Source organism: Streptosporangium sp. NPDC049376 (genome assembly GCF_044466505.1).
GTDB lineage: Bacteria > Actinomycetota > Actinomycetes > Streptosporangiales > Streptosporangiaceae > Streptosporangium.
Genome location: NZ_JBITMT010000017.1, coordinates 48,082 through 71,873, shown reverse-complemented (window position 1 = coordinate 71,873; position 23,792 = coordinate 48,082). Strand labels below are relative to the sequence as shown.

Below are 23,792 nucleotides of genomic sequence, written 5' to 3'. Positions count from 1 at the left end.
CGGCGTGAAATTCCGGCGGCTTGGGCGCAGCGGCCTCGTGGTCAGTGAAATCGCCTACGGCAACTTCCTCACCCATGGCTCACAGGTCGATGAGGAAACGGCGATCGCCTGCGTGCGCGCCGCGCTGGACGTCGGCGTCACCACCTTCGACACCGCCGACGCGTATGCCGGCGGACGTGCGGAAACGGTGCTGGGACGGGCCTTGGCCGGTGAACGTCGTGAAGGACTCGAAATATTCACCAAGGTCTACTTCCCGACCGGGCGCGGCGCCAACGACAGAGGCCTGAGCCGTAAACACATCATCACGTCGGTCGAACGGTCGCTGCGCCGTCTGCGAACGGATCACATCGACCTCTACCAGGCGCACCGTTTCGACCACCACACTCCATTGCGGGAGACCATGAAGGCGTTCGCCGATGTGGTTCGGTCCGGCAAAGCACTATATATAGGCGTATCCGAATGGACGGCCGATCAGATCCGGGCCGCGCATGTCCACGCCCGCGAACTCGGTGTGCCGCTGGTGGCCAACCAGCCCGAGTACTCGGCGCTGTGGCGGGTCGTCGAGGCCGAGGTCCTGCCGGTCTGCCGCGAGCTCGGTATGGGGCAGGTGGTCTGGTCGCCGATCGCCCAGGGCGTGCTGACCGGCAAGTACGCACCCGGTGGCGTGGCTCCCCACGGAAGCCGGGCGTCCGACCACACCGGTGGCGGCGCCCTGAACATCCAGGGCTACCTGCGCGACGACGTCCTGGAGCGGGTGCGGTTGCTTCGCCCGCTCGCGCGCGAGGCCGGGCTCACCATGGCGCAGCTGGCGGTGGCGTGGGTGCTGCGCAACCGCGACGTCGCCGCCGCGATCGTCGGCGCATCCCGTCCCGACCAGCTCATCGAGAACGCGGCGGCGTCCGGCGTCACCCTGGACTCCGGCCTCGTCGCCCGGATGGACGCCGTGCTCGCCCCGGTCGCCACCGTCCACCTCGACCGTCGCCCCTGAGGACACGGGGATCCGGTAAGAGGCCGCCAGACGGTTGGTCGTGGTTCCGGGGCCGCGGAGATCCGCGCCCAGCGCGGGCAGGCCCACGGGGCCGAGTCCTCGCTCGACGGATAGTTTTGGATCGGGTTCATCTATGGACGCGGTCCATGTGCCCTGTCCGCTGTGATCGCAGAGGAGAAACGAGCCCGGCGCAGGGCCCACATCGCGGACGCGGCGATGCGGCTGTTCGCCGAGCGGGGGTTCGACGAGGTAACCGTCAACGAGGCCGCCGAGGCGGCCGGGGTCGTCAAGGCGACGCTGTTCGACTACTTCCCGACCAAGGAGTCCCTGGTCCTGCGCGCACTCGACGACGACCTCGCCCGGGTCGTCACCGACGAGCTGCGCCGCACCGTCGTGCGCGTCACCGGCGGCACGCCGGAACGGCTCTCACTCGCCGCCGAACTCGCCGTTCCACACCATGGCCGCCCGCTACGCGAACCCCTGACGGTGCCCGCACACCCCGCCCGTGCAGGGGCTTTTGACATCTTCTATAGGTAACCGCTATCTATTTGCCAACCGTCAGGGGGTGGAGTGCAGGACGCGGTGCTGGCGATGCTCGCCAAGGAACCATCACACGGGTACCACCTGCGTGCCCGGCTGCGGCAGTGTCTCGGCCCGCTGGGCGAGTCGATGAACTCCGGTCAGATCTACGTGACCCTGACCAGGCTGGAGAAGGCGGGACTCGTCGTCTGCGAGCGGGCGGCTGGGCTTCCCGAACGGCCCGAGCGCAAGGTCTACGCGCTGACACCGGCCGGGCAGCGGCGGGTGGCCGCCTGGCTGACCGAGGTGGGCTGGCCGAAACCCGACCTGGCGGAGTTCCACCTCAAGCTCGCCGCCGCCGCGGCGGCCCGGCTGGCCGACCCGGTCGAGCTGGTGGCGGCGCAGCGCCGCGAGTTGCTGCGCCGTCTGCGTGAGGTGCAACAGGCGGCGCTGGCCGAACCGGCGGGATCGGGTGCCGGCCTGCTGCTGGAGGGGGTCGTGCTGCGGTTGCGGGCCGACCTGCGCTGGCTGGACGCCTGCGAACGGGCCTGGTCCGGGGCCGGTGACGAAGTCGAGGGTGGATGAACGTGTCAGACGTCGTGGTCCGGGCCCGTGGCCTGGTGAAGACCCACGGTCAGGGGCAGAGCCGGGTCCGCGCGGTGGACGAGGTCGACCTGGAGGTGCCCCAGGGGCAGACGCTCACGGTGATGGGGCCAAGCGGCTGTGGCAAGTCCACTCTTCTGCACCTGCTGGGAGGCCTGGAACGGCCCACCGGCGGGGAGGTGTGGGTGGCCGGGCGACGCGTCGACACGCTGAGCGAGCGAGCGCTGGCACGCATGCGGCGCCGTTCTGTGGGGTTCGTCTTCCAGGCCTTCCACCTGGTGGAGGAGTTGTCCGCGGCCGAGAACGTGGAACTGCCCGCGCTATTGGCCGGACGCTCACGCCGCCAGGCCAGGCGGTGCGCGAACCTGCTGCTGGAACGGGTCGGGCTCGCCGACCGCGCCCGGCACCTGCCGTCCCAGCTGTCGGGCGGGCAGCGTCAGCGGGTCGCCATCGCCCGCGCGCTGGCCAACGAGCCGTTGGTCGTCCTGGCCGACGAGCCGACCGGCAACCTCGACACCGCGGCGACCCTCGACGTGCTGAGAATCTTCGAGGAGCTGCGTTCCGCGGGACAGACCCTCGTGATCGTCACCCATGACGAACGGGTCGCGGCCATGGCGGACCGGCTGGTCTCGATGCGCGACGGGATGTTCGTCGACGACACCCGGCTGGCCGCCTCCCACCCGCGCGGACTCGGCGGGCTGATCGGACTGGGGGACTGAACGTCGTGGGCTCCGCCGTACTCGTCGTGCGTCTGGTGTTGGCCGACCTGCGCAGGCACAGGGTTCAGGCCGCGATGCTCCTGCTCGCGGTCACGGTGGCCACCGCCACGATGGCGCTTGGCCTGTCCCTGCGCGAGGTGAGCGACGCGCTGTACGAGCAGACCCGGGAGGCCAGCGCGGGACCGGACGTGGTGGCGCTCTCCGGTGAGACGGGCCCCGAGGTGACCTCGGCCCTGACCTCGTTGGCGGAGGCTCTGGAAGTCGTCGCCCACCACGGCCCCTACCGCATCGTCTACGCCGACCTCACCGTGCGCGGCTCCACGTCGTCCCCGGTGGTGGTGCACGGCTTCGCCGAGACCCCCGGGGCACTCGACCGGCCGCTGGTGACCTCGGGGCGGTGGGTACGCCCGGGCGGCACGGTCCTGGAACGCGGCTTCGCCACCGCGCTCGGCGTCGGCGTCGGCGACCGCGTCACCATCGCGGGCCGGCCGTACCCCGTCGTCGGGATCGCCGTGACCTCGGCCACCTCCATCTACCCCTGGGCCGCGCAGATCGGCCCGTACGGCGGCCCCAGCGACTACAGCGGCCTGGCCTGGATGACCCGCTCCGACGCCCGGGCCCTGGCGTCGTCCCACGACCTCCCGGTGACCCTGGCCCTGGACCTCAAGCTTCGCGACCCCGCAGCGACCGAGGCCTTCCGCGACGCCCACGCCTCCAGCGCCATGATCACCTTCCATTCCTGGCAGTTCAAAGCCGAACAGGACACGGTGATCCTCAGGAACAGCCAGCCGATCCTGGTTTTCGGCGGCTGGCTGCTCAGCTTCCTGGCCGTCACCGGGGTGGCGGCGCTGGCCGCGGGACGCGCCGTCGAGCAGACACGCCGGGCGGGGCTGCTCAAGGCCGTCGGCGCCACCCCGGGACTGATCGCGACCGTCCTGCTCACCGAGTATCTGGTGCTGGCGCTGGCCGGTGACGCGCTGGGGCTGGCGATCGCCCGCCTGACAGTGCCCGCCGTCGCCAGTCCCACCGCCAGCAGGATCGGCACCGCCGGGCTGACCGGCGGCACCGTCGCCACGGCGACGGTCCTCGCCGTGGTGGTGGCGGTGCTGTCCACGCTGGGCCCCACACTGCGGGCCATGCGCACGGCGACGGTCACGGCGCTGTCCGCCACCGCGCACCAGCCCCGCCGCCGCCCCTGGATCACCGCGTTGTCGGCGCTGCTGCCCACCCCGCTGCTGCTCGGGGTACGGCTGACCGCCCGCAGGCCTGGCCGTGCTGTGCTGCAGGCGTGCTCGACCGCCACCACGGTGATCGCGATCGTCGCCGTGCTGACCCTCAACGCCCAGCCGGAGAGGGGCTACGGCCTGGACGGTTCCTCCGTCCTGCCCAACCTGCGGGGCGAGCACGACCGCGGGCTGATGCTCCTCGTCACCACCCTGCTGATCACCCTCGCCGTCGTGAACACCATCACGTTCACCTGGACCACCGCCCTGGAGGCCCGGGCGAACATGGCCGTCGCACGCACACTCGGCGCCACCCCGGGGCAGATCTCCATGGGGTTGTCCGCCGCCCAGCTCCTGCCCGGCCTGCCCGGTGCCGTCGTCGGCGTTCCCCTTAGCATCGGCATGCTCTCCCTCTTCACCGCCAGGAACGCGGTGGAGACCCCCTTCCTCTGGATGGCGGGCGCCGCGCTCGCGACCCTCCTGGCGACGGCGGCGCTCACCGCGCTGCCCGCGCGCCTGGCGGCCCGCAGGCCCGTGGCGCCGACCCTCAGCGCCGAGACGGCGTGACCGGACCCCGGGTTCAGCCGGAGACGAAGGCGGCCCGGTGGTCGGCCGCCCAGGTGGCGAACGTGCGGGGCGCGCGGCCCAGCACCCGCTCGACGTCACCGGTGAGCCGGGCGTTGCCGCCCCGCGCCACCGTCCGGGAGCCGTCGACCGCGATGTCCGCGAACCCGGGATCCACTCCGGCGGCGATCAGGCTCTCGCGGTAGACCTCCAGCGGCACCTCGACCGTCTCGACGGTCCGCCCGAGCGTCTCGCCCAGTACCTTCGCCATGTCCGGGACGCTGAGCAGTTCCGGCCCGGTCAGTGTGAGAACGGCCCGTACGTGCTCCTCGGACGTCAGCGCCGTCACCGCCACCTCGGCCACGTCCCGCGGGTCGACGACCCCCTGCCTGCCGTCGCCCATCGTGTTCGGCACCGGCTGCCCCCGCAGGACCTGGGGAGCCCAGCCCAGGGCGTTGGAGGCGAAGCTCGACGGCCGCAGGATCGTCCAGTCGAGCTCACCCGAGCGCAGCGCCCGCTCCCCGGCCAGATGCCAGTCTCCTACCGTGACACCTTCGCGTTCCTCTCCCGTGCCGATGGCCGAGACCTTCACCACCTTCCGCACCCCCTCGGCCCGCGCCGCCGCGACCATCGCCTCGTCGTGCCGGGCGACCCACGGGCCGGGGGCGCTGAGCAGGAACAACGCGTCGGCACCGCGCGTCGCCCCGGCCAGTGACGCCGGATCGTCGAAATCCCCCCGGACGACCTCCACCCCCGGCGACTCCTCGACCTTCGCCGGTTCCCGCGTCATCGCCAGGACGCGTTCTCCCCGGCCCGCCAGCAATCGGACCACCTCACCGCCGACCGTGCCCGTGGCACCCGTGACAAGAATCATGCGCCAACCCTGGCGCCCCGCCCACCAGCCCCTATAGGAGTTTTCGGCACGCCTGCCCGCCCTGCGGCCCGGCTAGCGTGAGGTGGTGAGCATCGAGGTCCCGATGGCCGTGCCGTACGGCCTGCGGTCGCTGGTCAGGGCGGTGAGCGCGCTGCGGGCGGGCGATTCCGTACGGGGAGGGCGGCTTCCGCTCGTGCACGTCCCCGAAACCGACACCTCCCTGGTCTTCCGGACGACCCCGGCGGGGCGCGGCGACCTGCTCGTGGTCGGCCCGCGTACCCGCGCCTCGTACCACGCGGGCAAGGACATCCCGTACGGCCTGCGGTTGCGGCTGCGTCCCGGTGCCGCCCGGCCGTTGCTCGGCGTCCCGGTGAGCGAGGTCGTGGACCGGGTGGTCGGCCTCGGGGAACTGTGGGGCGCCTCCTCCGACCGGCTGCAGGAGGAGCTGACGGAGGCGGCCGGTGACGACGGCCTCGTGCTCGGGCATCTGGAGGCGGCGCTGTCCGCCCGGGCACCGGGGGACGGGGCGCGGGGCGCGCTGGTCCGGGCCGCGGCCCGGGCGCTGCGCGGACGCAGGGGTGGACGGCACGAACCGCTGCCCGTCATCGCCCGTCACCTCGCCGTCAGCGAACGGCACCTGCGCGCCCTGTTCGCCGACGCGGTGGGCCTGTCACCCAAACACTTCGAACGCATCGAACGCCTCCGTGCGGCCCTCTGCCTGGCCTGTGTCGACGGTCCCCGCTGGGCCCGCCTGGCCGCGGCCACCGGTTACTACGACCAGTCCCACATGACGGCCGAGTTCCGTACGTTGATGGGCGTCACCCCGGCCGCCTTCTTCGAGGGCCGTCTCCCCGCCCTCCAGCCCTGCTGACCTGTCGACCCCGCCCGTGTTTCCTTATGCACCGCGTATATACCCCCGGTATATAGTCAGGCTCCATGACAGTCCCCCTGGCCCTCCTGGGCCTGCTGGATCGTGAGCCCAGCTACGGATACGACCTGAAACGCGCCTACGACACCTACTTCGGCAGGGGCAAGCCGTTGCCCTTCGGGCAGGTCTACTCGACGCTCGGCCGCCTGGCCAGGGACGGCAAGGTCACGGCCGGTCAGAGCGAGCCGGGTGACGGCCCCGACCGCAAGCGTTACGCGATCACCCCGCTCGGCAGCCAGGAGGTGGCGGTGTGGCTCGCCGAACCGGTGGCGGCCGAGCCGTTCCTGCAGACCGTCCTGTTCACGAAGGTCGTGCTGGCCCTGCTGCTCGGCCAGGACGCGCAGGGCTACCTCGACGCCCAGCGCGCCACGCACATGCGGCGCATGCGCGAACTGTCGGAGATCAAACGCGGTGACGCCCTCGTGGACACCCTGCTGGCCGACCACGCCCTGTTCCACCTTGAGGCCGACCTGCGCTGGATCGACGTGACCACGGCCCGGCTCGGCGCACTGGCGGAAACGGTGCGCAACGCATGACCGCCGCCATCGACGCCGTTCCCGTTCCAGGCCCACTGCTCGAAGCCCGTTCCGTGGACCGTGCCCACGGCCGGACACCGGCGCTGCGCGCGGCGAGCCTGTCCGTGGCGGCGGGGGAGATCCTGGCGATCATGGGGCCGAGTGGTTCTGGAAAATCCACCCTTCTGCACTGCCTGGCGGGCATCCTCACCCCCGACACGGGAGAGGTCTGGTTCGACGGGCGGAGACTGGACCTCCTCAACGACGCCAGACGTTCCGAGCTGCGCCGTACGGCGTTCGGCTTCGTCATCCAGTTCGGCCAGCTCGTGCCGGAGCTCACGGTGGCCGACAACGTCGCGCTGCCGCTGCTGCTCAGCGGAACCCGGCGCAAACAGGCCTACCGGCGGGCGGGGGAGGCGCTGCTGCGGCTGAAACTGGACGACCTGGGGGAGCGGCGCACCGGTGAACTGTCCGGAGGGCAGGCACAACGGGTGGCGATCGCCAGGGCCCTGGTGACGCGGCCCAAGGTGATCTTCGCGGACGAGCCGACCGGCGCGCTCGACTCCCTCTCCGGCGAGCAGGTCATGGAACTGCTCGTCGGCCTGGCCCGCGAGGAGGGCGTGACCGTGATCGTGGTCACCCACGACGCCCGGGTCGCCGCCTGCGCGGACCGGGAGGTCGTGGTGCGCGACGGCAAGGTCACCGACCCCTACGCGAGCGAGGCCGTCCGATGACGTTCCTGCTCGGCCTGCGGCTGTCGCTGCGCGGCGGCGGGCAGGCCGCCGTCAGGCTGGCGCTCGTCACCGTCGCCGTCGCGATGGGGGTGACGGTGCTGCTGGGCACGGTGGCGCTGTTCAACGCCTTCAGGACCACCGCGAACCGCCCGTGCTGGGAGTGCACGACCGGCTCCGCGCCAGGCGGCTGGGCGCTGGGCGCCACCCCGGGCGCCGTGCTGTGGAACCACCGCCGGGACGTCTACGCGGGCCGCCCGATCAAACGGCTCGACGTCGCCGTCCTCGACCGGGGAACGGCCACGTCGACCGTGCCCGGCCTCACCGCCCTGCCCGCAGCCGGGCGGTACCACCTCTCACCCGCGCTCGCCGAACTGGTCGACGCCGTACCGCGCGAGCAACTCGCCAGCCGCTTCCCGGGCGCCCGAGCGGGCCTGATCGGGCCGGCGGCGCTGTCCGGCCCCGACGACCTGGTCGTCGTCGTGGGCCGTACCCCGGCGGAACTGGCCGCCATGGCCGGAACGACGGCCGTCGACACCGTCGCCACCACCCCCGCCGACGACGAGACCACCGCCCTGTACGAGCACGGCTTCGGCATCGCCGCGGTCGGCCTGATCTTCCCGCTGCTCGTCCTCATCGGCACCGCCACCCGCCTGGCCGCGGCCCGTCGTGAGGCGCGTTTCGCGGCGATCAGGCTGGCGGGCGCCACAGCGCGGCAGATCAACGCGATCGCGTCGGCGGACGCGGCGCTCGGCGCGGCGGCGGGTGCGATCGTCGGCGTCCTTCTCTTCCAGGTGGTGCGGCCGGTCCTGGCGGGCGTCACGGTCACCGGTTCCCGTTTCTTCCCCGAAACGGTCGCGCCGACCGGGCCGCAGTACGCCGCCGTGCTCGTCGGTGTGCCGCTCGCCGCCGTCGGGGCCGCCCTGTGGTCGCTGCGCCGGGTGCGGATCACCCCGCTCGGTACGGCGCGCCGGGTGCGGGCCTCCGCCCCGGGATGGTGGCGGACGCTTCCGCTGCCGGCCGGGCTGGGGCTGTTCGCGGGGCCGGTGTTCGCCAAGGGCGGGGACCCGGACACGGTGCTCGTCGACGTGGGCCTGGCGCTGATCATGGTCGGCCTCGTGGTCGCCGGGCCGTGGCTGACGCTGCTGGCCGCGCGACTGACCGCCCGTGTCACCTCGGGAGCGGCGACACTGCTGGCCGCGCGACGACTGGCGGCCGACCCGAAGGGGGCCTTCCGGTCGGTGAACGGCATCGTGCTGGCCGTCTTCATCGGCACGGCCGTCGCCGGTGTCGTCCCCGCGGTCGTCTCCGGCCAGAAGGCGGCGGGAGGCGGCACGCTGAACGAGGTCATGCGGGCCTCCTTCGGGTACGGTGAGGCCGCCGACGGCCTGCCGCTGCCGCCGGACACGGCGGCCGGGCTGCTGGCCGGGATACGCGCCCAGCCCGGCGTCACCGTGCTGCCGGTCTACCGCAGGACCGATGCGCCGCCCAGACCGGACGGGCCGCCGCCGTGCGACCCGGGGCCCGGTTGCCGGCCCGACTTCCTGCTCGGGCACGTGGTCGGCTGCGACGCCCTGACCACTTTCTCGGCGCTCGGCCGGTGCGCCCCCGGCGTCCGCGAGGTGAAGGCCGACTTCAACCGGCTGCTGACCGGCGACAACATGCTCGCCGTCGATCGTCACCTGCCGATCGTGGACACCGACAGCCCCGACACCTCCGCCGCCTCCGCGGGCCTTCCCCTGGCGGCGGTACTGGTCCGCGTGGAGGACCCGGCCGTCCGTGAACGAGTCCGCACGCTGCTCACCCCGTACGTCGCCGCCTCCGGCAGTACCGAGACGCCGCAGACGTTCGCCGAGGTCGCCCAGGCCCGCGCGGTGCTGCTGGAACAGGCGGAACGCGCCGCGCTGGCCGTCGTCTCGCTGACCCTGCTGGTGGCGGGATGCGGTCTGCTGGTCTCGGTCGCGGGAGGGGTGGTCGAGCGCAGGCAGCCGTTCACCCTGCTGCGGCTGGGCGGCACGCCGACACGGACCCTGTCCAGGGTGGTGCTGCTGGAGACGGCGGCCCCCGTGGTACTGGCCGCCCTGGTGGCCGCCGCCGCGGGCCTCGGTGTGGCCAAGCCGTTGATCGACCGGCTGGCGATCAGGAACGTGTCGGTGGCGCTGCCGGGCCCCGCCTACTTCCTGACCGTCGGCGGCGGTCTGCTGGCCGCCCTGCTGGTGATCCTCGCCGGCCTGCCACTGCTCAAGCGTGTGACCGCGCCCGACAACGCCCACTTCGAACAGGACCCCCGATGATCATCACACGTATTCGGCGGCTGGCCGTACCGCTCCTGGCAGCGCTGACCGGTGCGCTTCTCGTGGCGGTGCCCGCGCCGGTGCGGGCGGAGGAGGGCCGCTACTCCGCCGACATCAGGCGTACCGAGTACGGCATCCCGCACATCCAGGCGAAGGACCACGGCGGTCTCGGCTACGGCCACGGCTACGCCTTCGCGCAGGACAACCTGTGCGTCATGGCCTCGTGGGTGCTCACCCTGCGCGGCGAACGCTCGCGGTACTTCGGCGCGGAGGCGATGTCCGACGACCCGATCGACCCGGTCTCCAACCTGGCCAGCGACGTGTACTACAAGGGGATCCAGGCGTCGGGCACGTTACGCCGGATACTCGCCCGGCCCGCGCCGCACGGCCCCGGAGCCGAGCTGCGCGCCCTCGTGGACGGTTACGTCGCCGGGTTCAACCGGTACCTGGGCGAGACGGGTGTGGACCGGCTGCCCGACCCCACCTGCCGGGGCAAGGAATGGGTCGGGCCCATCACGGCCACAGATGTCTGGACGAACCTGCTCGACCTCGCCCGGCTGGGCGGCGGCTCCTCGTTCAAGGAGGCCATCGCCGCCTCGGGACGGACGTCGGAGCAGGGAGAGGACCGGCCGGTCAGGAGAGGGCCGTCCGCCCCCGGCAGCAACGCCTACGCCATCGGGCGCGAGGCCACCCGTGACGGCGTCGGCATGCTGCTGGGCGACCCCCACTTCCCGTGGAACGGCAGCCGCCGTTTCTACCAGGTCCACCTGACCATCCCGGGTGTGCTCGACGTGTCGGGCGGCAGCCTGTACGGCACGCCCATGGTCCAGATCGGCCACAACGCCACCGTGGCCTGGACGCACACCGTCTCCCACGCCCAGCGGTTCACGCTGTACCGGCTCGAACTGGCTCCGGGCCTGCGCACCTCCTACCTGGTCGACGGGCGGCCGGAGCCGATGGGCAGGCAGGAGGTGTCGGTCACCGTCCGGGACGCCCGGGGCGGGACCCGCGCCGTCACCACCACCCTGTACACCTCCAGGTACGGCCCGGTGCTGGCCACCGGCTGGACCGGGAAGGAGGCGCTCGCCCTGGCCGACGTCAACGCCGCCAACCTGCGCTTCGCCGACGAGTGGCTGGCCATGGGCGCCGCCCGCGACCTCACCGAACTGCGCCGGGCACAGGACACCTACCAGGGCATGCCCTTCGTCTACACACTCGCCGCCGACTCCAGGGGTGAGACGTACTTCGCCGACGCCTCGGTCGTGCCGCACGTCACCGACGAACAGGCCGAACGCTGTCGCGCCGGGGACGACCCCGAGGCGCTCGTCCTGGACGGCTCCACATCGGCGTGTCTGTGGGGCCGGGACGCGGACGCGATCGAACCGGGCGTCTTCGGCCCCGCCGCCCAGCCCAGGCTGACCCGCGCCGACTACGTGACCAACGCCAACGCGAGCCCCTGGCTGACCAATCCGAAGGCCCCGCTCACCGGCTATCCGCGCGTCTACGGTGACGTCCGTACCGAACGGGACCTGCGCACCCGGGTCGGCCTCGACATGGTCGCCCAGCGGCTTTCTGGCGGCGACGGGCTCGGCGCCCCCGGCTTCACGCTGGAGACCCTGCAGCGGACGGCCGTCGGCAAGCGCAACCTGAGCGCCGAACTGCTCCGCCCGGACCTGCGCGCGCTGTGCCGGGTCAGGCCGGTGATGACCGCGAGCGACGGTGGGAAGGTCGACGTCCGCCGGGCCTGCGCCACGCTGGCGGCCTGGGACGGACGGGCCCGCCTCGACAGCCGTGGTGCCGTCCTGTGGCGTGAGTTCCTGCAGAACCTGAACCGCCCGCACAGACGGTCAGAGGCGGCTGACCCACGGAAGAGCTGGTGGAAGGTGCCGTTCGACCCCGCGCACCCGCTCACCACGCCACGCGGACTCGACGTCGCCGACCCGCTGGTGGCGACCGCGCTGGCCGACGCCGTACGGTTCTTCACCGCCAACGACCTCCCGCTGACGCTCACGCCGGGTCAGGCCCAGCGCTACGGCGCCGTCCCGGTGCCGGGCTGTACAGAGGGGGAGGGGTGCTTCGACCGGATTCGCACCGGCGGCCCGCTGGGTGAGCAAGGGCGTTACCCGGACGTGAACACCGGCTCCAGCTTCCTGATCGCCGTGGAGCTGACGCCGGCCGGGCCGCGCACCCGTACCGTGCTGACGTACTCGCTGTCGGCCAACCCGGCCTCGCCACACCACACCGACCAGACCGAGCTGTTCTCCCGCGGCCTGTGGGTGACGGAACGGTTCACCGAGGCCGAGATCAGGGCGTGTCCGGAGCTGACGACGACGTCGTTGCGGTAGGTCCCAGGTTCCTGACGAACACGATCCCGTCGTTGTCCGCCAGATGGGCCGGATCCAGGGGGAAATAACCGAAATATGGGGACACACGGGGGGTGAGCCGTGTGTCCCCGAGGGCGGAGACCAGGTCACGGGCGCCGACGACGGACCGCTCTTCGGAGAGCCCGTACAGCAGGCCCTCGACGGTCTCCGGAGGAGGGGTGCCCACCCCCCGGTGCCGGAGCGTGCCGAGAGCCGTCGCGAGGAAGGCGTACTCCTCTCCCAGGCGCGCGCTCACGAGGGCGCCCGCGCTCCACCACTCCAGGTTCAGGGCACCCAGTCGCATCGTGCTCCGCTCCCGCTGGAGATGACGGTTGTGGGCGTGGACCAGTACCGGCCCCCGTTCGGCGAGAGCGAGGAGGTTGGCGGCCATCATCGCGTCGCGCAGGCCGATCAGCCTCGTCATCCGGCCCGGCGAGGTGTCGGCCATCCAGGAGTGGTAGAGCAGCAGGCCGGTCGCGGTGCGCCCGCACAGGCGCGCCCGCTCCCACTCCTCCCGCGATGACGCCGCGATCAGGTCCGGCGTCTGCGCGTCGAGCAGCGCGACCAGGTCGTCGGCGAGCAGCCGCAGCCGTACGGCCTCCTCGGACCGTCCGACCGAGTGGGACGGGTCCATCATCGCGGCGGGGTCGGTCCACCGTTCGTCGGCGCCGAGCAACCGGTCGAGGGTCTCCCCGGTGCAGGCGAGCAGGCAGGCGTCCACCCGGGCCGCGAGGTAGGTGTGGAGCGCGGTGAGGGCGGGCCGGGGGCTCGCGGCGCCACTGATCTCCAGCGGGCCGTCGAACCCGGCGAAACGCAGTCGTTCGGCGGCGGGCCTGTCTTCGTTGTGGGCGCGCATCCGGCGCACGAGTTCGCGGTTGGCCGGGGACGCGCCGAAGCCGTGGCTGAATCCGCGTTCCATGACCTCGTCGAGAGTGCCCGCGCCCCCGGTGACGTAGTCGTCGACGACCAGCCCCGCCAGGCAGTCGCTCTCGATCGCGATCGTCCGGTAACCCTCCTGTTCGACGAGCCGCTCGAAGAGGTCGTTGCGCAGATCGAGCAGGACATCCTCGCCGTGGGTCGGCTCCCCGAGGGCGAGCAGCCGTGGCGGGGAGGGGAACAGCCCCATGACGGACTCCACGGGACGCACGACGCCCCTGACATCAGCAACCATGCCTTAAACGGTATCGTTGATCACTCTGTTGAGACTTTTCACGACAATGGCAGGGTCCTTGGAGGGAAACCCTCAAAGCGGGCTCAAGGCCCTTCCCTGTGCGGGGCGTGGCCCGGCCGGTACCCAACCGGTCGCCTCATCACGGAGTTCAGGACCCCACAGCCCCTCTGGTGGGAAAAGCTGAAGGCCGCCAGCGCGTCCACGCTGCTGGTCGGCGGCGGGCCGAGCAGCCACGTCTCGCGGGACGCGCTGGCCGGGGTGTGCGAGATCATCGGCGACTGCCGCCTGGTGACCGTCGAGGACGCCGGGCACCGCGTGCACAGCCTCAAACCGGAGGAGTTCTGGTCGGTCACGGCTCCCTTCCTCCTGACGGACAACCCGGGGGACGGCCAGGCGGACGGCCTGGAGGAAGGCGGCGTGACAGACGGCTGACAGCGCACTGAGTGCGGTCTGTGCGCGGAGGGGCCGAGGGTGGGGACGTCCATCCTCGAAAGGAACAGTCCGATGCCCCGTCATCTCCTCCCGCACGACCGTGCCGTACGGCGCCGCCGCCCGCGCGTGGCCGCCGCGCTCGCGCTGGCGGCGAGCCTGGCCGCGAACTCCGTGGCCCTGGCGTCCCCGGCCGCCGCGACCCAGAGCAGCGCCTCCCAGACCGGTGACGAGGCGCGAAGCACCCAGCTGAGGCGGCTGGCACACGAACTGGTCGCCGCCGGAGCGCCCGGCGTGATCGCACGGATCGACGACGGCGACGGCCGACCGGTCGAGATCGCCGAACAGGCCTCCTGGACGAGGAAGGACCACCTGCTCAAGGCGGGGGACGAGGTCCGGATGGGGTCCAACACCAAGACCATGATGGCCACACTCGTGCTGCAGCTGGTCGCCGAGGGCAGGGTCGCCCTGTCCGACCCGGTGGAGAAGTGGCTGCCGGGCAGGGTGCCCAACGGCAGGACGATCACGCTGCGCATGCTGCTGAACCACACCGCCGGCCTGTTCGACTACACCGAGGACCCCGCGCTCCGGCCGTCGATCCTTGGCAGGGACCGGCGGCGATGGACCCCGGAGAAGCTGCTCGCCGTGGGCGTGAAGCACGACCCGCTGTTCGCGCCCGGCACGAAATGGTCATACAGCAACACCAACTACGCCGCGATCGGCGCCGTTCTCGAACGGGTCACCGGGACGAGCCTGGCGAACCTTGTCCGGGACCGGATCGCCCGGCCGCTCGGCCTCAGGCACACCTACTACGCCACGGACTCCACCTGGCGCGGGCCGTACGCCCGCGGCTACGAACCGGACGCCGCCCACATGCCGCCGACGGTGCCCGCCGGGCTCAGGAACTTCGCCGGGACCCGTCACGACGGGCACGTGGACGTCTCGGGCAACGACCCCGGGTGGGGAGGACCGGCCGGGGCGATGGTCTCGACCGCACAGGAATGGGCCCGCTTCTCCACCGCGCTGATGTCCGGCAAGCTGCTGCCCGCCGCCCAGCTCGCGCAACTGCGCGCCACCGTGCCGGTCGACCCCCGGGAACCGGACGGTGCCGGCTACGGGCTCGGCGTCCAGACCAGCGCCACCCCGTGCGGCACGTTCTGGGGCCACGACGGCGGCATCCCCGGCTACCTCACCACCAACGTCACCGACCGCGCCGGTGGCCGTACGGCGACCCTCATCGTCCTGGCGGAGTCCTGGGCCGAGTACGGGAGCGACCCGAAGCTCGCCAAGGCGGCCCAGGCGTTCCAGCTCGCGGCGATCTGCGCCATGTTCGGCAAAGCCGCCCCGGCTCACACCGGCTGACCCGCACGGCCGACTCCGGCGGAGGTGACGACCGAGGACACCAGCCGCTCGGCCTCCGCGCGTGAGGCCGCCGCGCCCACGGCGTAGGCGGCCGTGAACCCGGCGGCTCCCAGGACGGCGGTGACCCGCCGCTCGACCGTCCGCGCGTCCGCGTCACCGGGATCGTCCCGCCCCCGCAGTACGGCGGCGGCCCCGAGCAGCCGTCCGGCCCGCTCCGCCCGGTTCCGGCACAGCTCGATCGCGGCGGTCGCGACCGCGATCGAGGCCGCGACCGGCGTGTGCCAGGCCAGCGTCAGGCGCACCGCCGGGTGGTCGAGCCGACGAGCCGCCTCTTCGGGCGCCCCCTCCGCGACGTCCACCTGGGCGAGTACGGCCAGCAGCAACGCGGTCAGGTGCGGGGTCGCCCGGCCGGGCGGAGCCTCGGTCAGACCGGCCTCGGCGTGTTCGCGGGCGGCCCCCGGCCGTCCGGCCTGCCACTCCAGCCGCGCCAGGCCGAGACACACCTGGGCCTGCGACTCCGCAGACCCGGCCCGGCCCGCCTGGGCGAGCAGGTCCGTCAGCAGCCGTCGCCCGCCGTCCGCGTCACCGGTCTGGGCGAGACGCAGCGCGGTGGCGACCTCACTCTCCATCGTGTGCTCGGGCATGCCGAGCTCCTGGAAGTGCCGGGTGGCCCGCTCGGCCAGCACGGGCGAGGCCGGTTCGCCGGCCCGCTGCGCCGCCGAGTTCAGGGTGCTCATCGTGGTCGCCAGCCCCCACCGCTCGCCGAGCTCCTCGAAACCGGTCAGCGCGTGCGACAACAGATGTCTCGCCTCCACGGCCCGCCCGGTGTTCATGGCCAGCACGCCCCGGACCAGCAGGGTCAGCGACCGGCTCCACGGATCGGTCTCCTCGTCGGGGGAACCGGGGATGTCCGGTGCGCCCGCGCCTATGGCGAGCGCCAGCCGGGCCATCCTCAGGACGGGGTGGGTGCCGGAGGCCTCTTCGAGCGCCTTCCCGATCCGGTCGAAGGCCTCCTTCGCCTCCTCCGGCTCGCCGACGGCCTCGACGGTGGCCAGTGCGTGCGCGACGACCACCAGCGCGCGGGCCTGCGGCTCCGCCGGACCACGAACCTGGAGCACCCGGTCGAGCAGGTCGAGTGACTCCGGCGGATGGTCCCGAAGGAACCAGAACCAGCACAGCGCGACGCCGAACCGGACCGCCAGACCGGCGTCGCCCGACTCGGCCGCCCAGCGGATCGCGGCCGACAGGTTGTCCCGCTCCGCGGACAGCCGTACCAGCCAGCGAAGCTGCTCTGAGGTGCGCAGATGCAGGTCGGCGGACTCGGCCGTCCGCAGGAGGAAGGCGACGTGCCGCCCCCGTACGGCCTCCACCTCGCCCCGCTCCGCCAGACGCGCCAGGCCGTACTCCCTGATGGTCTCCAGCACGCGGTAGCGCGGCTCGACCGGGTCGGCGGACTCCACCGGGTGCAGCAGGGACTTGTCGACCAGCGCCGCCAGCGACTCCCGCACCTCACCCAGCCCGCCGACGGCCTCCGCCGTGTCCTCGGCGAAGGTGCCGGGCACGACCGACAACCGTTCCAGCAGCGTCCGCTCGTCGGAGCCGAGCAGGTCCCAGCTCCAGGCCACCGCCGCGCCAAGCGTCCTGTGCCGTGGCAACGCCGTACGGCTGCCGCCGGTGAGCAGCCGGAAGCGGTCGTCCAGCCGCGCCGCGACCGCCTCGACCGGCAGGGCGCGCAACCGCGCCGCGGCCAGTTCGATCGCCAGCGGGAGGCCGTCCAAGCGGCGGCAAATCTCGGTCACCGCGGTCAGCGCGCCACCCTCGGGGGCGAAGTCCGGCCGGACCGCGGCGGCCCGGTCGTGGAACAGGCGGACCGCCGCGCAGGCACGGGCCCGCTCGGGGCTCGCCCCAGGTTCGGGGAGTTCCAGCGGGAGCACCGGATGCAGGGTCTCACCGTCGATCCGTAGGGGTTGCCTGCCGGTGGCCAGCACCCGCAGGCCCGGACAGCGGGCGAGCAGGGTCCCGGCGAGCGTCGCGACGGCCTCGATCACGTGCTCGCAGTTGTCCAGCACCAGCACCAGGTCGTCGTCCGCGAGCGTCTCGGCCAGGTGGTCCGGGACGTCCTCCCGGGCGACGGGCCGGGACGGCACACCCTCCCGGCGGCTCCGCAGCAGGTCGAGCACCACGCGGGGCACGTCGTCCGCGGCGGCCGGGGCCAGCGGGACGAACCACACCCCGCCGGGCGGCGAGAGCCGTCGGCCGACGGCGTTGGCCAGCCGGGTCTTCCCCGCTCCGCCGGGGCCGACCAGGGTGACCAGCCGGACGCGGCCGAGCAACCCGACCACCCGGCGGACGTCCTCGTCGCGGCCGACGAAGCTGGTGAGCGGGACGTCCAGGTTTCCGTGCGACCGGCGGGGGCCGGGAGACGTGCCGCGCAGCACCGCCAGGTGGGCCTGCTGAAGGTGCGGTCCCGGATCACCGCCGAAACCGTCCGCGAGCAGGTCACGGATCCGCTGGTAGGCGGCAAGGGCCTCGGCGCCCCGGCCGTTCAGCGCCAGGGCCCGGATCAGCTGGGCGTGCAGCCGTTCCCGCAACGGGTGCGCGGCGGTCAGCGACTCAAGCTCGGCGACAAGGCCGGGCTCCGCGCCCAGCGCGAGGTCGGCCTCGATCCGGTCCTCCAGGGCGGACAGCCTGGCCCGTTCGAACCGCTCCGCCTCGGCGTCGGCGAACGGCGCCTCACGCACGTCCACCAGAGCGGGACCGCGCCACAGTTCCAGGGCCTCGCGCAGGGTCGCGGCGGCCTCGGCGGGCCGGGACCGCGCGTACGAGTCGCGCCCCTCGCGGGCCAGCCGTTCGAACCGGACGGCGTCGACCGCCTCCGGCTCGACGGCCAGCCGATATCCGGCGGGCCCCAGGGTGAGCAGCCCGGGGTCGCCCAGGACACGGCGCAGCCGGGAGACCAGCGACTGCAGCGCACGCTGGGGGTCCTCCGGCGCCTCCGCACCCCACGGTTCGCCCCACAGCGCCTCGGTCAGGGTCGCGGGCCGTACGGCACGCCCGGCGTCCAGCGCCAGCCGGGCCAGCAACGCCCGAAGCCGCGCGCCTCCCACCTGCGCGGGACCGGAGGGGGTGTCCAGCACCAGGGGGCCGAGGACACCGACGCGCACCCGTTCACTCGCCATGACCAGCAGTCTGCCAAACCGGAACATCACGACCGGCCCCTGAGGCGTACGCCGATGACGGTAAACCGGACCGTGCGTCGGCGATGCCCGCTCAGGTCGTTGTCGTACGGCTCCGCGTCGGGTCTCTCGGCGAAGACGCCGGTCGGCCTCCCGCTCCTCCGCCTGGCTCCGGCGAACAACCGCCTGCCGTCGGGTGCCCGACGGGAACGGCCTCCCTTCGAGGGCTCCCGGGGCCGGTGACCGTTTGCGAACGCCGCCCGTTTGTTTACCGGTCACCACAATTAACACGAGGAAATGAAGGGCATAAGGGAAACCGCACCGGCGGAGCCGGTAAGCAATTGGCACGGAGCCGGACGCCCGGATTGTCCCGGGACGGGCTTCGGTCGTCGTAACAAGAAAGGATGATATTCATGGAAGAAACAGCGGAAAAGCCGCGGAAGAAACTCTCACTGGACCGGGAGACGGTGCGCAACCTCAATGACCCCATCCTGAGCACGCAGGGATGGAGTCTGTGGACGTGCGACGACGCCGGCTCCGAGCATGAGATTCAGGGCGAGCGGGTCAAGTAGACGAAAACGGTGGGTCGGCGTTGAATCTGAAACCGGTTCCACGTGTCTCACGTGGTGACTTCCGGCCGGCACGCCTCGCCGGCCTTCCTCAGGTGGTCGTGGACAATGTTTCCGGATGGCGGGCCGTCAAGAGCTGGAACAGCGCCTACCTCAAGTCCGTGGCAGGTCACCGTGAGGTCGCCGTGCGAGAGACGAACGGCCCACCCAGCAATATTTTCCAGAATCTGGCCCGCGGCGGGCGTACGTCTTTCGGTGATTATCTGGACTGGGTGGTGGAAACCGCGCACGACCTACGGCCTGTCACCGAAAGACACGCCGACGTCGGCGCCATCACCAAGGCGGTCGCCGCCAGCGGCTTCGAGGACTCCTATTACCTCGACGCGAAGCTGAGCCAGTTGTCAGAGAGGCTCGCCGCCGACGCGCCGGCCCCGGACTGGTTCCGCGCCTCCCCGGTGGACACCAATCTGTGGTGCGGCGTCCTGGGCACCTCCTCCGGACTGCACTGCGATGTGACTCCCAACTGCAACGTCCAGGTGATCGGCCGCAAGCATTTCGTTCTGTTCCCGCCCTCGCAGTCGCGGCTGGTGTACCGCATTCCCCGGATCACCCACTGCCGCTTCGACCCCAACGTTCCGGACTTCGACAGGTTCCCGCTCGCACGGCGGGCGTCTGGCTGGCAGTGCACTCTGCGGCCGGGTGAGTCGCTCTACATCCCGGTCGGCTGGTATCACCAGGTGACGGTGGTGACGCCGTGGGCGCTGAACGTCAACTTCTTCTGGCCGCGCCCGTTTCCGCAGGGCGTCATGACGCCGTCGCTGTGGCGGTTCCTGCTCCGGCGGGGGTCGGCCCGGATGAGGCGGCTGCTGCGGGGATGACGGGTGCAGAGGAGGAGCCGGCCTGGCGGCCTGCGGAGTTCTTCGTGCTCCGCACACCGTACCTTCCGCTGGACGCGTTGTCCGCGCTGGGCGGTGACGGCCTGGTGGAGACGGGTTTCTCGCACGAGCGTGCGACGGCGGAACACGCGCGTGCCCTCGACCGGCTGCGGGCGCTGTGCCTGCGGCCCGATGTGCGCGAGGCCCTGTGGGTGGCCTCGCCGTCGCTGGAGGGGCGGCTGGACGGCTGGGCGCGTGACCCGCGGGGCGGGCTCAGGATCGGCCATGGTCTTCTTCGGTATGTCGCGCGCATGGCGGGGCGCCCGACGCCGTTCGGGCTTTTCGCCGGGTGCTCGCTCGGGACGGTCGGTGCGGAGACCCGGCTGTGCCTCGCGAGCCGGGAGGCCTACCGCCGCCACACGAGTTTGGACGCCCGATATCTCGCTGCCCTGGCGGAGTCCCTGCAGCGGGATCCGGCCCTGCGGCCGCGGCTCAGGTATCTGCCGAACTCCAGCGTCTACCGGGCGGCCGGGCGTCTGAGGTACACCGAGACGCGCCCTGCCGGCGCCGGGACGTCGTACCATCTGGTGGCCGTCGAACCGACGGCCCACCTGGAGGCCGTGCTTGAGCGGGCCGCGGGCGGGGCCCTGCCCGGAGAGCTGGCCTGCGCCGTCGGCGCCGTCGACCCCGAGGTCGGCCGGGACGAGGCGCTCGACTTCGTGGACCGGCTGATCGACGCGCAGCTCCTGGTCTGCGAACTCGGTCCCACGGTGAGCGGGCCCGAGCCGGTCGACGACCTCCTTGACCGGCTGGACCGGGCGGGCGGAGAGCGCGCCCGGCCGGTCGTCTCGGCCCTGCGCCGGGCCCGGACCATGCTCGCGGGTTTGGACGAGTCGTCGCCGGGGGCCGATCCGGAGCGTTACCGCGAAGTCGCCGCGGCGCTTCCGGCCCTGGCCGAGGTCCCGGTCTCCTTCCACGTCGATCTCACGAAGCCCGCCAGGGCGACACTGGGACGAGACGTGCTCGCGGAGATCGAACGCGGGGTGCGTCTGTTGCGCCGCGTCGGCGCTGGGCGGCGCGGCGACCCTCTGGCCCGCTTCCGTGAGGCGTTCCTCAACCGGTACGACCGGCGCGAGGTGCCGCTGTGCGAGGCCTTGGACGACGAGATCGGTGTCGGATTCCCCGCTGACGGCCCGTTCGGGGCGGCACCGGCCCCGCTGCTGGACGATCTGGCGTTCCCGGCTCCTCCACGGGCCGAGGACACTCGGCTCAGCAGGCGGGACACGCTTGTCACGCGCTGGCTGACCGAAGCCGCATGCGCGGGCGTGGCGGAGCTGTCGCTGGGCGAAGCCGAGGTGCGGGCCCTTGAGGAGGCAGGCGAGGCAGCCTCGCTGCCGGACTCCTTCGGGGTCGTCGCCACGATCATCGCGGCCGACGAGGACGAGGTGGCCGCGGGACGCTACCGCATCATGTTGTCCGCGGTGGGCGGTCTGTCCGGAACAACGCTGATGGGCCGGTTCTGCCGGCGTGACGACCGGTTGCTCCGCCATCTGCAGCGGCACCTACGGGCCGAAGAGGCACTGCGACCGGAGGCGGTTTACGCGGAGATCGTGCATCCCGTGCCGGGCAAGGTGGGCAACGTCCTGGTCCGGCCGCGCCTTCGCGAGTACGAGATCGTCTACCTCGGCCGACCGGCCGCGCCGGAGCGGCGAATGCCCCTCGACGACCTCACGGTCTCCGTCACCGGCGAGCGGGTGGTGCTTCGCTCGCGTTCGCTCGGCCGCGAGGTTCTGCCCCGGCTCACGGTCGCGCACCGCTTCGACGGAGCCGGCAGCCCGGCCTTGTATCGCTTCCTGTGCCACCTGCAGCGCCAGGGGAGGGCGGGCGGGCTGTCCTTCCCGTTCGGAGGCCTGGACGACGCGCCCTATCTGCCGAGGGTCACCGCCGGTCGGCTGGTGCTGTCCCGGGCCCGCTGGCGTCTGTCGGACGCGCAACTGGCGTCCCTGGAGGGCCCGACGGCCGCCGCCCGCTTCGCCGCGGTGCAGGATCTGCGACGCCTGCTTCGCCTGCCGCGATGGGTCGCGGTCGTGGACGCGGATCGGAGACTGCCCATCGACCTGGACAACCCGCTCTTCGCCGACATGGCCGTCCATCTGTTCCGTGAGCACCGGCCGGTGCGGCTTGAGGAAGTGTTCTTCGGGCCGGACGAGGTGCCCGCGACGGGGCCGGAGGGTCGTTTCGCGCACGAGATCATCGTGCCGTTCCTGCGTACGAGCGCTCCCGAGCCCACTGCCGGTGCCCCGGCGCGCCAGGAGAGGCCCCTCACGCGAAGTTTCCCGCCCGGATCGCCCTGGCTCTACGCCAAGCTGTACAGCGGCCCGGTCGGTGCCGACACCATGCTCCAGCAGGTCGTGCGACCCCTGGTGCGCGCGGCGGTGTCCGACGCCTCAGTCGACCGCTGGTTCTTCGTCCGGTACGCCGATCCCGACCCGCATCTGCGGCTGCGGCTGCACGGCGATCCCGGCCGTCTGATGAACGAGGTGCTGCCCGCGCTGCTCGCCGCCTGCGCGCCGTTCCACGCCGAGGGCACGCTCTGGCGGATCCAACTGGACACCTACGAACGCGAGGTCGAACGCTACGGCGGAGCCGACGGGATCGTTCTGGCCGAGCGGCTGTTTCACGCCGACAGCGACGCCGCGCTCAAGGTGATCGGGGAGACTCCCCGCGACATGGACGCACGCTGGCGGCTGGCGCTGGTCGGTCTCGACCGGCTGCTCGACGATCTGGGCCTGGACCTGGCCGGACGGCTCTCCGTCAGTACGGCGGCACGTGATCGTTTCAGCCGCGAATTCGGTGCCGACACCGCCTTCGCCCACCGGCTCGGCGCCCGCTACCGGCGGGAGCGGACGCGACTGGAGTCGCTCCTGGCCGCACCGGATCATCTGTACCGGGCACGCTCCGAGGCGTTGCGTCCCATCGCCGGCGACCTGGCGGCGTGTGCGGGGGCCGGTCGGCTCACCCGTCATGCGACCGCCCTCGTCGGCAGCTTCCTGCACATGCACGCGAACCGGATGCTGCCCGCCGCCGCGCGCGCCCAGGAACTTGTCCTCTACGACTTCCTCAGCCGCTGGTACCGCTCGCGCGTGGCCCGGACTCTCATCGAGGCCGCGACAGAAGCACCGCGTCGTGCCACCGGCCGGTCTCATCGAATCCAGCGGTGACGAACATGTCGGCGTACCGCGGGTTGAGGTACATGACGTAGAAGTCCCGGGGAGCCTCGGCGAGCGATTCGAGAATGCGCTCCACGACCGCGCGCATGGTCTCGGCACCGAACGGATGGAAGAAGTAGGCGACGGTCACGGACGTCGGGACGGCGAAGGACCCGGCGTCCGCGCACGTGACGCTCAACGCGCAGGGACGGCGGCGGCCGAACCTGGCGATGTTCGCGTTCGCGATCGCGCACAGCTCCGGCGACGCTTCCACACCGATCGCCGCGGCGAAACCGTGTCTCGCGGCGAGCATGAGCACCCGTCCTTTTCCCGCCCCGAAATCCACGAACACCCGCCCGTCGGTGGTCAACGGGGTGTTTCGCAGCATCTCCGCGAAGAGCAGCGGATTGGTGCCCTCGTGCGCGGTCGCGCAGCCGGGCGGCTCCAGAGAGGTGTCGGTCCCGTGCCGGACGTCGAACAGAAGCTCATGCGAGACCAGCCGCATCGTCCGGACGACACCGTATCTCCGTCGCGCGGCGGGAAACGAACGCGTGATGAGCCGGAACTGCCCGGCGAGCCGACCCAGCATCGCGCGCCCAGCCCTCCCGTCGCGACCGTGAACGTCACCTCATCCTGTCAGGGGCGTCGAGACGAGTCCCGGGGAAACGCCGAGACGCCGC

19 protein-coding genes are annotated in these 23,792 nt (G+C 72.3%); 15 read left to right on the top strand and 4 right to left on the bottom strand.

What is annotated here, in order from left to right; all coding sequences use genetic code 11:
* Window positions 1-4: 4 nt before the first annotated feature.
* From ACIBVQ_RS31705 to ACIBVQ_RS31685, 5 genes are all read left to right on the top strand, one after another.
* Window positions 5-988: an aldo/keto reductase family protein gene (locus ACIBVQ_RS31705; protein WP_399181961.1), complete on the top strand. Its 984-nt coding sequence runs from the start codon at window positions 5-7 to the stop codon at window positions 986-988.
* A 162-nt stretch (window positions 989-1,150) separates the two neighbouring features.
* A complete protein-coding gene (locus tag ACIBVQ_RS31700) occupies window positions 1,151-1,525 on the top strand; it encodes a TetR family transcriptional regulator (RefSeq protein WP_399181959.1) in 375 nt (124 codons plus the stop codon).
* A gap of 33 nt (window positions 1,526-1,558) precedes the next feature.
* A complete protein-coding gene (locus ACIBVQ_RS31695; RefSeq protein ID WP_399181957.1) occupies window positions 1,559-2,092 on the top strand; it encodes a PadR family transcriptional regulator in 534 nt (177 codons plus the stop codon).
* Window positions 2,089-2,829 (top strand): ABC transporter ATP-binding protein, encoded by a 741-nt coding sequence (locus ACIBVQ_RS31690; protein ID WP_399181955.1) that lies wholly within the window; start codon window positions 2,089-2,091, stop codon window positions 2,827-2,829. The genes ACIBVQ_RS31695 and ACIBVQ_RS31690 overlap by 4 nt, the downstream gene beginning before the upstream one ends.
* Before the next feature lie 26 nt (window positions 2,830-2,855).
* Complete coding sequence (locus ACIBVQ_RS31685) at window positions 2,856-4,619, top strand: FtsX-like permease family protein (RefSeq protein WP_399181953.1); 1,764 nt, start codon at window positions 2,856-2,858, stop codon at window positions 4,617-4,619.
* Window positions 4,620-4,632: 13 nt separating this feature from the next.
* Here ACIBVQ_RS31685 and ACIBVQ_RS31680 read toward each other — a convergent pair whose 3' ends face one another.
* Complete coding sequence (locus ACIBVQ_RS31680; RefSeq protein WP_399181951.1) at window positions 4,633-5,490, bottom strand: SDR family oxidoreductase; 858 nt, start codon at window positions 5,488-5,490, stop codon at window positions 4,633-4,635.
* A gap of 85 nt (window positions 5,491-5,575) precedes the next feature.
* Here ACIBVQ_RS31680 and ACIBVQ_RS31675 point away from each other — a divergent pair, with 85 nt between their 5' ends.
* The 5 genes from ACIBVQ_RS31675 to ACIBVQ_RS31655 all read left to right on the top strand — a co-directional run bounded on the left by ACIBVQ_RS31675 (window position 5,576) and on the right by ACIBVQ_RS31655 (window position 12,303).
* Window positions 5,576-6,361, top strand: a complete 786-nt coding sequence (locus tag ACIBVQ_RS31675) for a helix-turn-helix domain-containing protein (RefSeq protein ID WP_399181949.1) — start codon at window positions 5,576-5,578, stop codon at window positions 6,359-6,361.
* A gap of 65 nt (window positions 6,362-6,426) precedes the next feature.
* Window positions 6,427-6,954: a PadR family transcriptional regulator gene (locus ACIBVQ_RS31670; RefSeq protein WP_352013441.1), complete on the top strand. Its 528-nt coding sequence runs from the start codon at window positions 6,427-6,429 to the stop codon at window positions 6,952-6,954.
* Window positions 6,951-7,667, top strand: coding sequence for an ABC transporter ATP-binding protein (locus ACIBVQ_RS31665; RefSeq protein ID WP_399181947.1), 717 nt, complete (start codon window positions 6,951-6,953; stop codon window positions 7,665-7,667). Before ACIBVQ_RS31670 ends, ACIBVQ_RS31665 begins: the two co-directional genes overlap by 4 nt.
* Window positions 7,664-9,958 carry an FtsX-like permease family protein gene (locus tag ACIBVQ_RS31660; RefSeq protein ID WP_399181945.1) on the top strand — a complete coding sequence of 765 codons (2,295 nt, stop codon included), beginning with the start codon at window positions 7,664-7,666 and terminating at the stop codon, window positions 9,956-9,958. The genes ACIBVQ_RS31665 and ACIBVQ_RS31660 overlap by 4 nt, the downstream gene beginning before the upstream one ends.
* Window positions 9,955-12,303, top strand: a complete 2,349-nt coding sequence (locus ACIBVQ_RS31655) for a penicillin acylase family protein (protein WP_399181943.1) — start codon at window positions 9,955-9,957, stop codon at window positions 12,301-12,303. The genes ACIBVQ_RS31660 and ACIBVQ_RS31655 overlap by 4 nt, the downstream gene beginning before the upstream one ends.
* Here the strand turns inward: ACIBVQ_RS31655 and ACIBVQ_RS31650 are convergent.
* On the bottom strand, window positions 12,263-13,492 hold the full coding sequence (locus tag ACIBVQ_RS31650) for an erythromycin esterase family protein (RefSeq protein WP_399181941.1): 1,230 nt from the start codon (window positions 13,490-13,492) through the stop codon (window positions 12,263-12,265). The two genes, ACIBVQ_RS31655 and ACIBVQ_RS31650, sit on opposite strands and share 41 nt — an antisense overlap.
* Before the next feature lie 258 nt (window positions 13,493-13,750).
* Between ACIBVQ_RS31650 and ACIBVQ_RS31645 the strand changes: the two genes are divergently transcribed.
* The gene (locus ACIBVQ_RS31645) at window positions 13,751-13,924 is read left to right on the top strand and encodes a hypothetical protein (protein ID WP_399181939.1); all 174 of its coding nucleotides are present in this window, start codon (window positions 13,751-13,753) and stop codon (window positions 13,922-13,924) included.
* A 72-nt stretch (window positions 13,925-13,996) separates the two neighbouring features.
* Window positions 13,997-15,283 carry a serine hydrolase domain-containing protein gene (locus tag ACIBVQ_RS31640; RefSeq protein WP_399181937.1) on the top strand — a complete coding sequence of 429 codons (1,287 nt, stop codon included), beginning with the start codon at window positions 13,997-13,999 and terminating at the stop codon, window positions 15,281-15,283.
* Here the strand turns inward: ACIBVQ_RS31640 and ACIBVQ_RS31635 are convergent.
* Entirely contained in the window at window positions 15,271-18,489 is a 3,219-nt protein-coding gene (locus tag ACIBVQ_RS31635) for a BTAD domain-containing putative transcriptional regulator (protein ID WP_399182069.1), read from the bottom strand. The genes ACIBVQ_RS31640 and ACIBVQ_RS31635 overlap by 13 nt on opposite strands.
* A 383-nt stretch (window positions 18,490-18,872) precedes the next feature.
* Here ACIBVQ_RS31635 and ACIBVQ_RS31630 point away from each other — a divergent pair, with 383 nt between their 5' ends.
* From ACIBVQ_RS31630 to ACIBVQ_RS31620, 3 genes are all read left to right on the top strand, one after another.
* Window positions 18,873-19,031: a hypothetical protein gene (locus ACIBVQ_RS31630; protein WP_352013449.1), complete on the top strand. Its 159-nt coding sequence runs from the start codon at window positions 18,873-18,875 to the stop codon at window positions 19,029-19,031.
* A gap of 92 nt (window positions 19,032-19,123) precedes the next feature.
* Window positions 19,124-19,906, top strand: coding sequence for a cupin-like domain-containing protein (locus ACIBVQ_RS31625; RefSeq protein WP_386196517.1), 783 nt, complete (start codon window positions 19,124-19,126; stop codon window positions 19,904-19,906).
* The gene (locus ACIBVQ_RS31620) at window positions 19,903-23,124 is read left to right on the top strand and encodes a lantibiotic dehydratase (RefSeq protein WP_399181934.1); all 3,222 of its coding nucleotides are present in this window, start codon (window positions 19,903-19,905) and stop codon (window positions 23,122-23,124) included. Before ACIBVQ_RS31625 ends, ACIBVQ_RS31620 begins: the two co-directional genes overlap by 4 nt.
* Here the strand turns inward: ACIBVQ_RS31620 and ACIBVQ_RS31615 are convergent.
* The gene (locus tag ACIBVQ_RS31615) at window positions 23,060-23,617 is read right to left on the bottom strand and encodes a class I SAM-dependent methyltransferase (protein WP_399181931.1); all 558 of its coding nucleotides are present in this window, start codon (window positions 23,615-23,617) and stop codon (window positions 23,060-23,062) included. The two genes, ACIBVQ_RS31620 and ACIBVQ_RS31615, sit on opposite strands and share 65 nt — an antisense overlap.
* Between the last annotated feature and the right edge of the window lie 175 nt (window positions 23,618-23,792).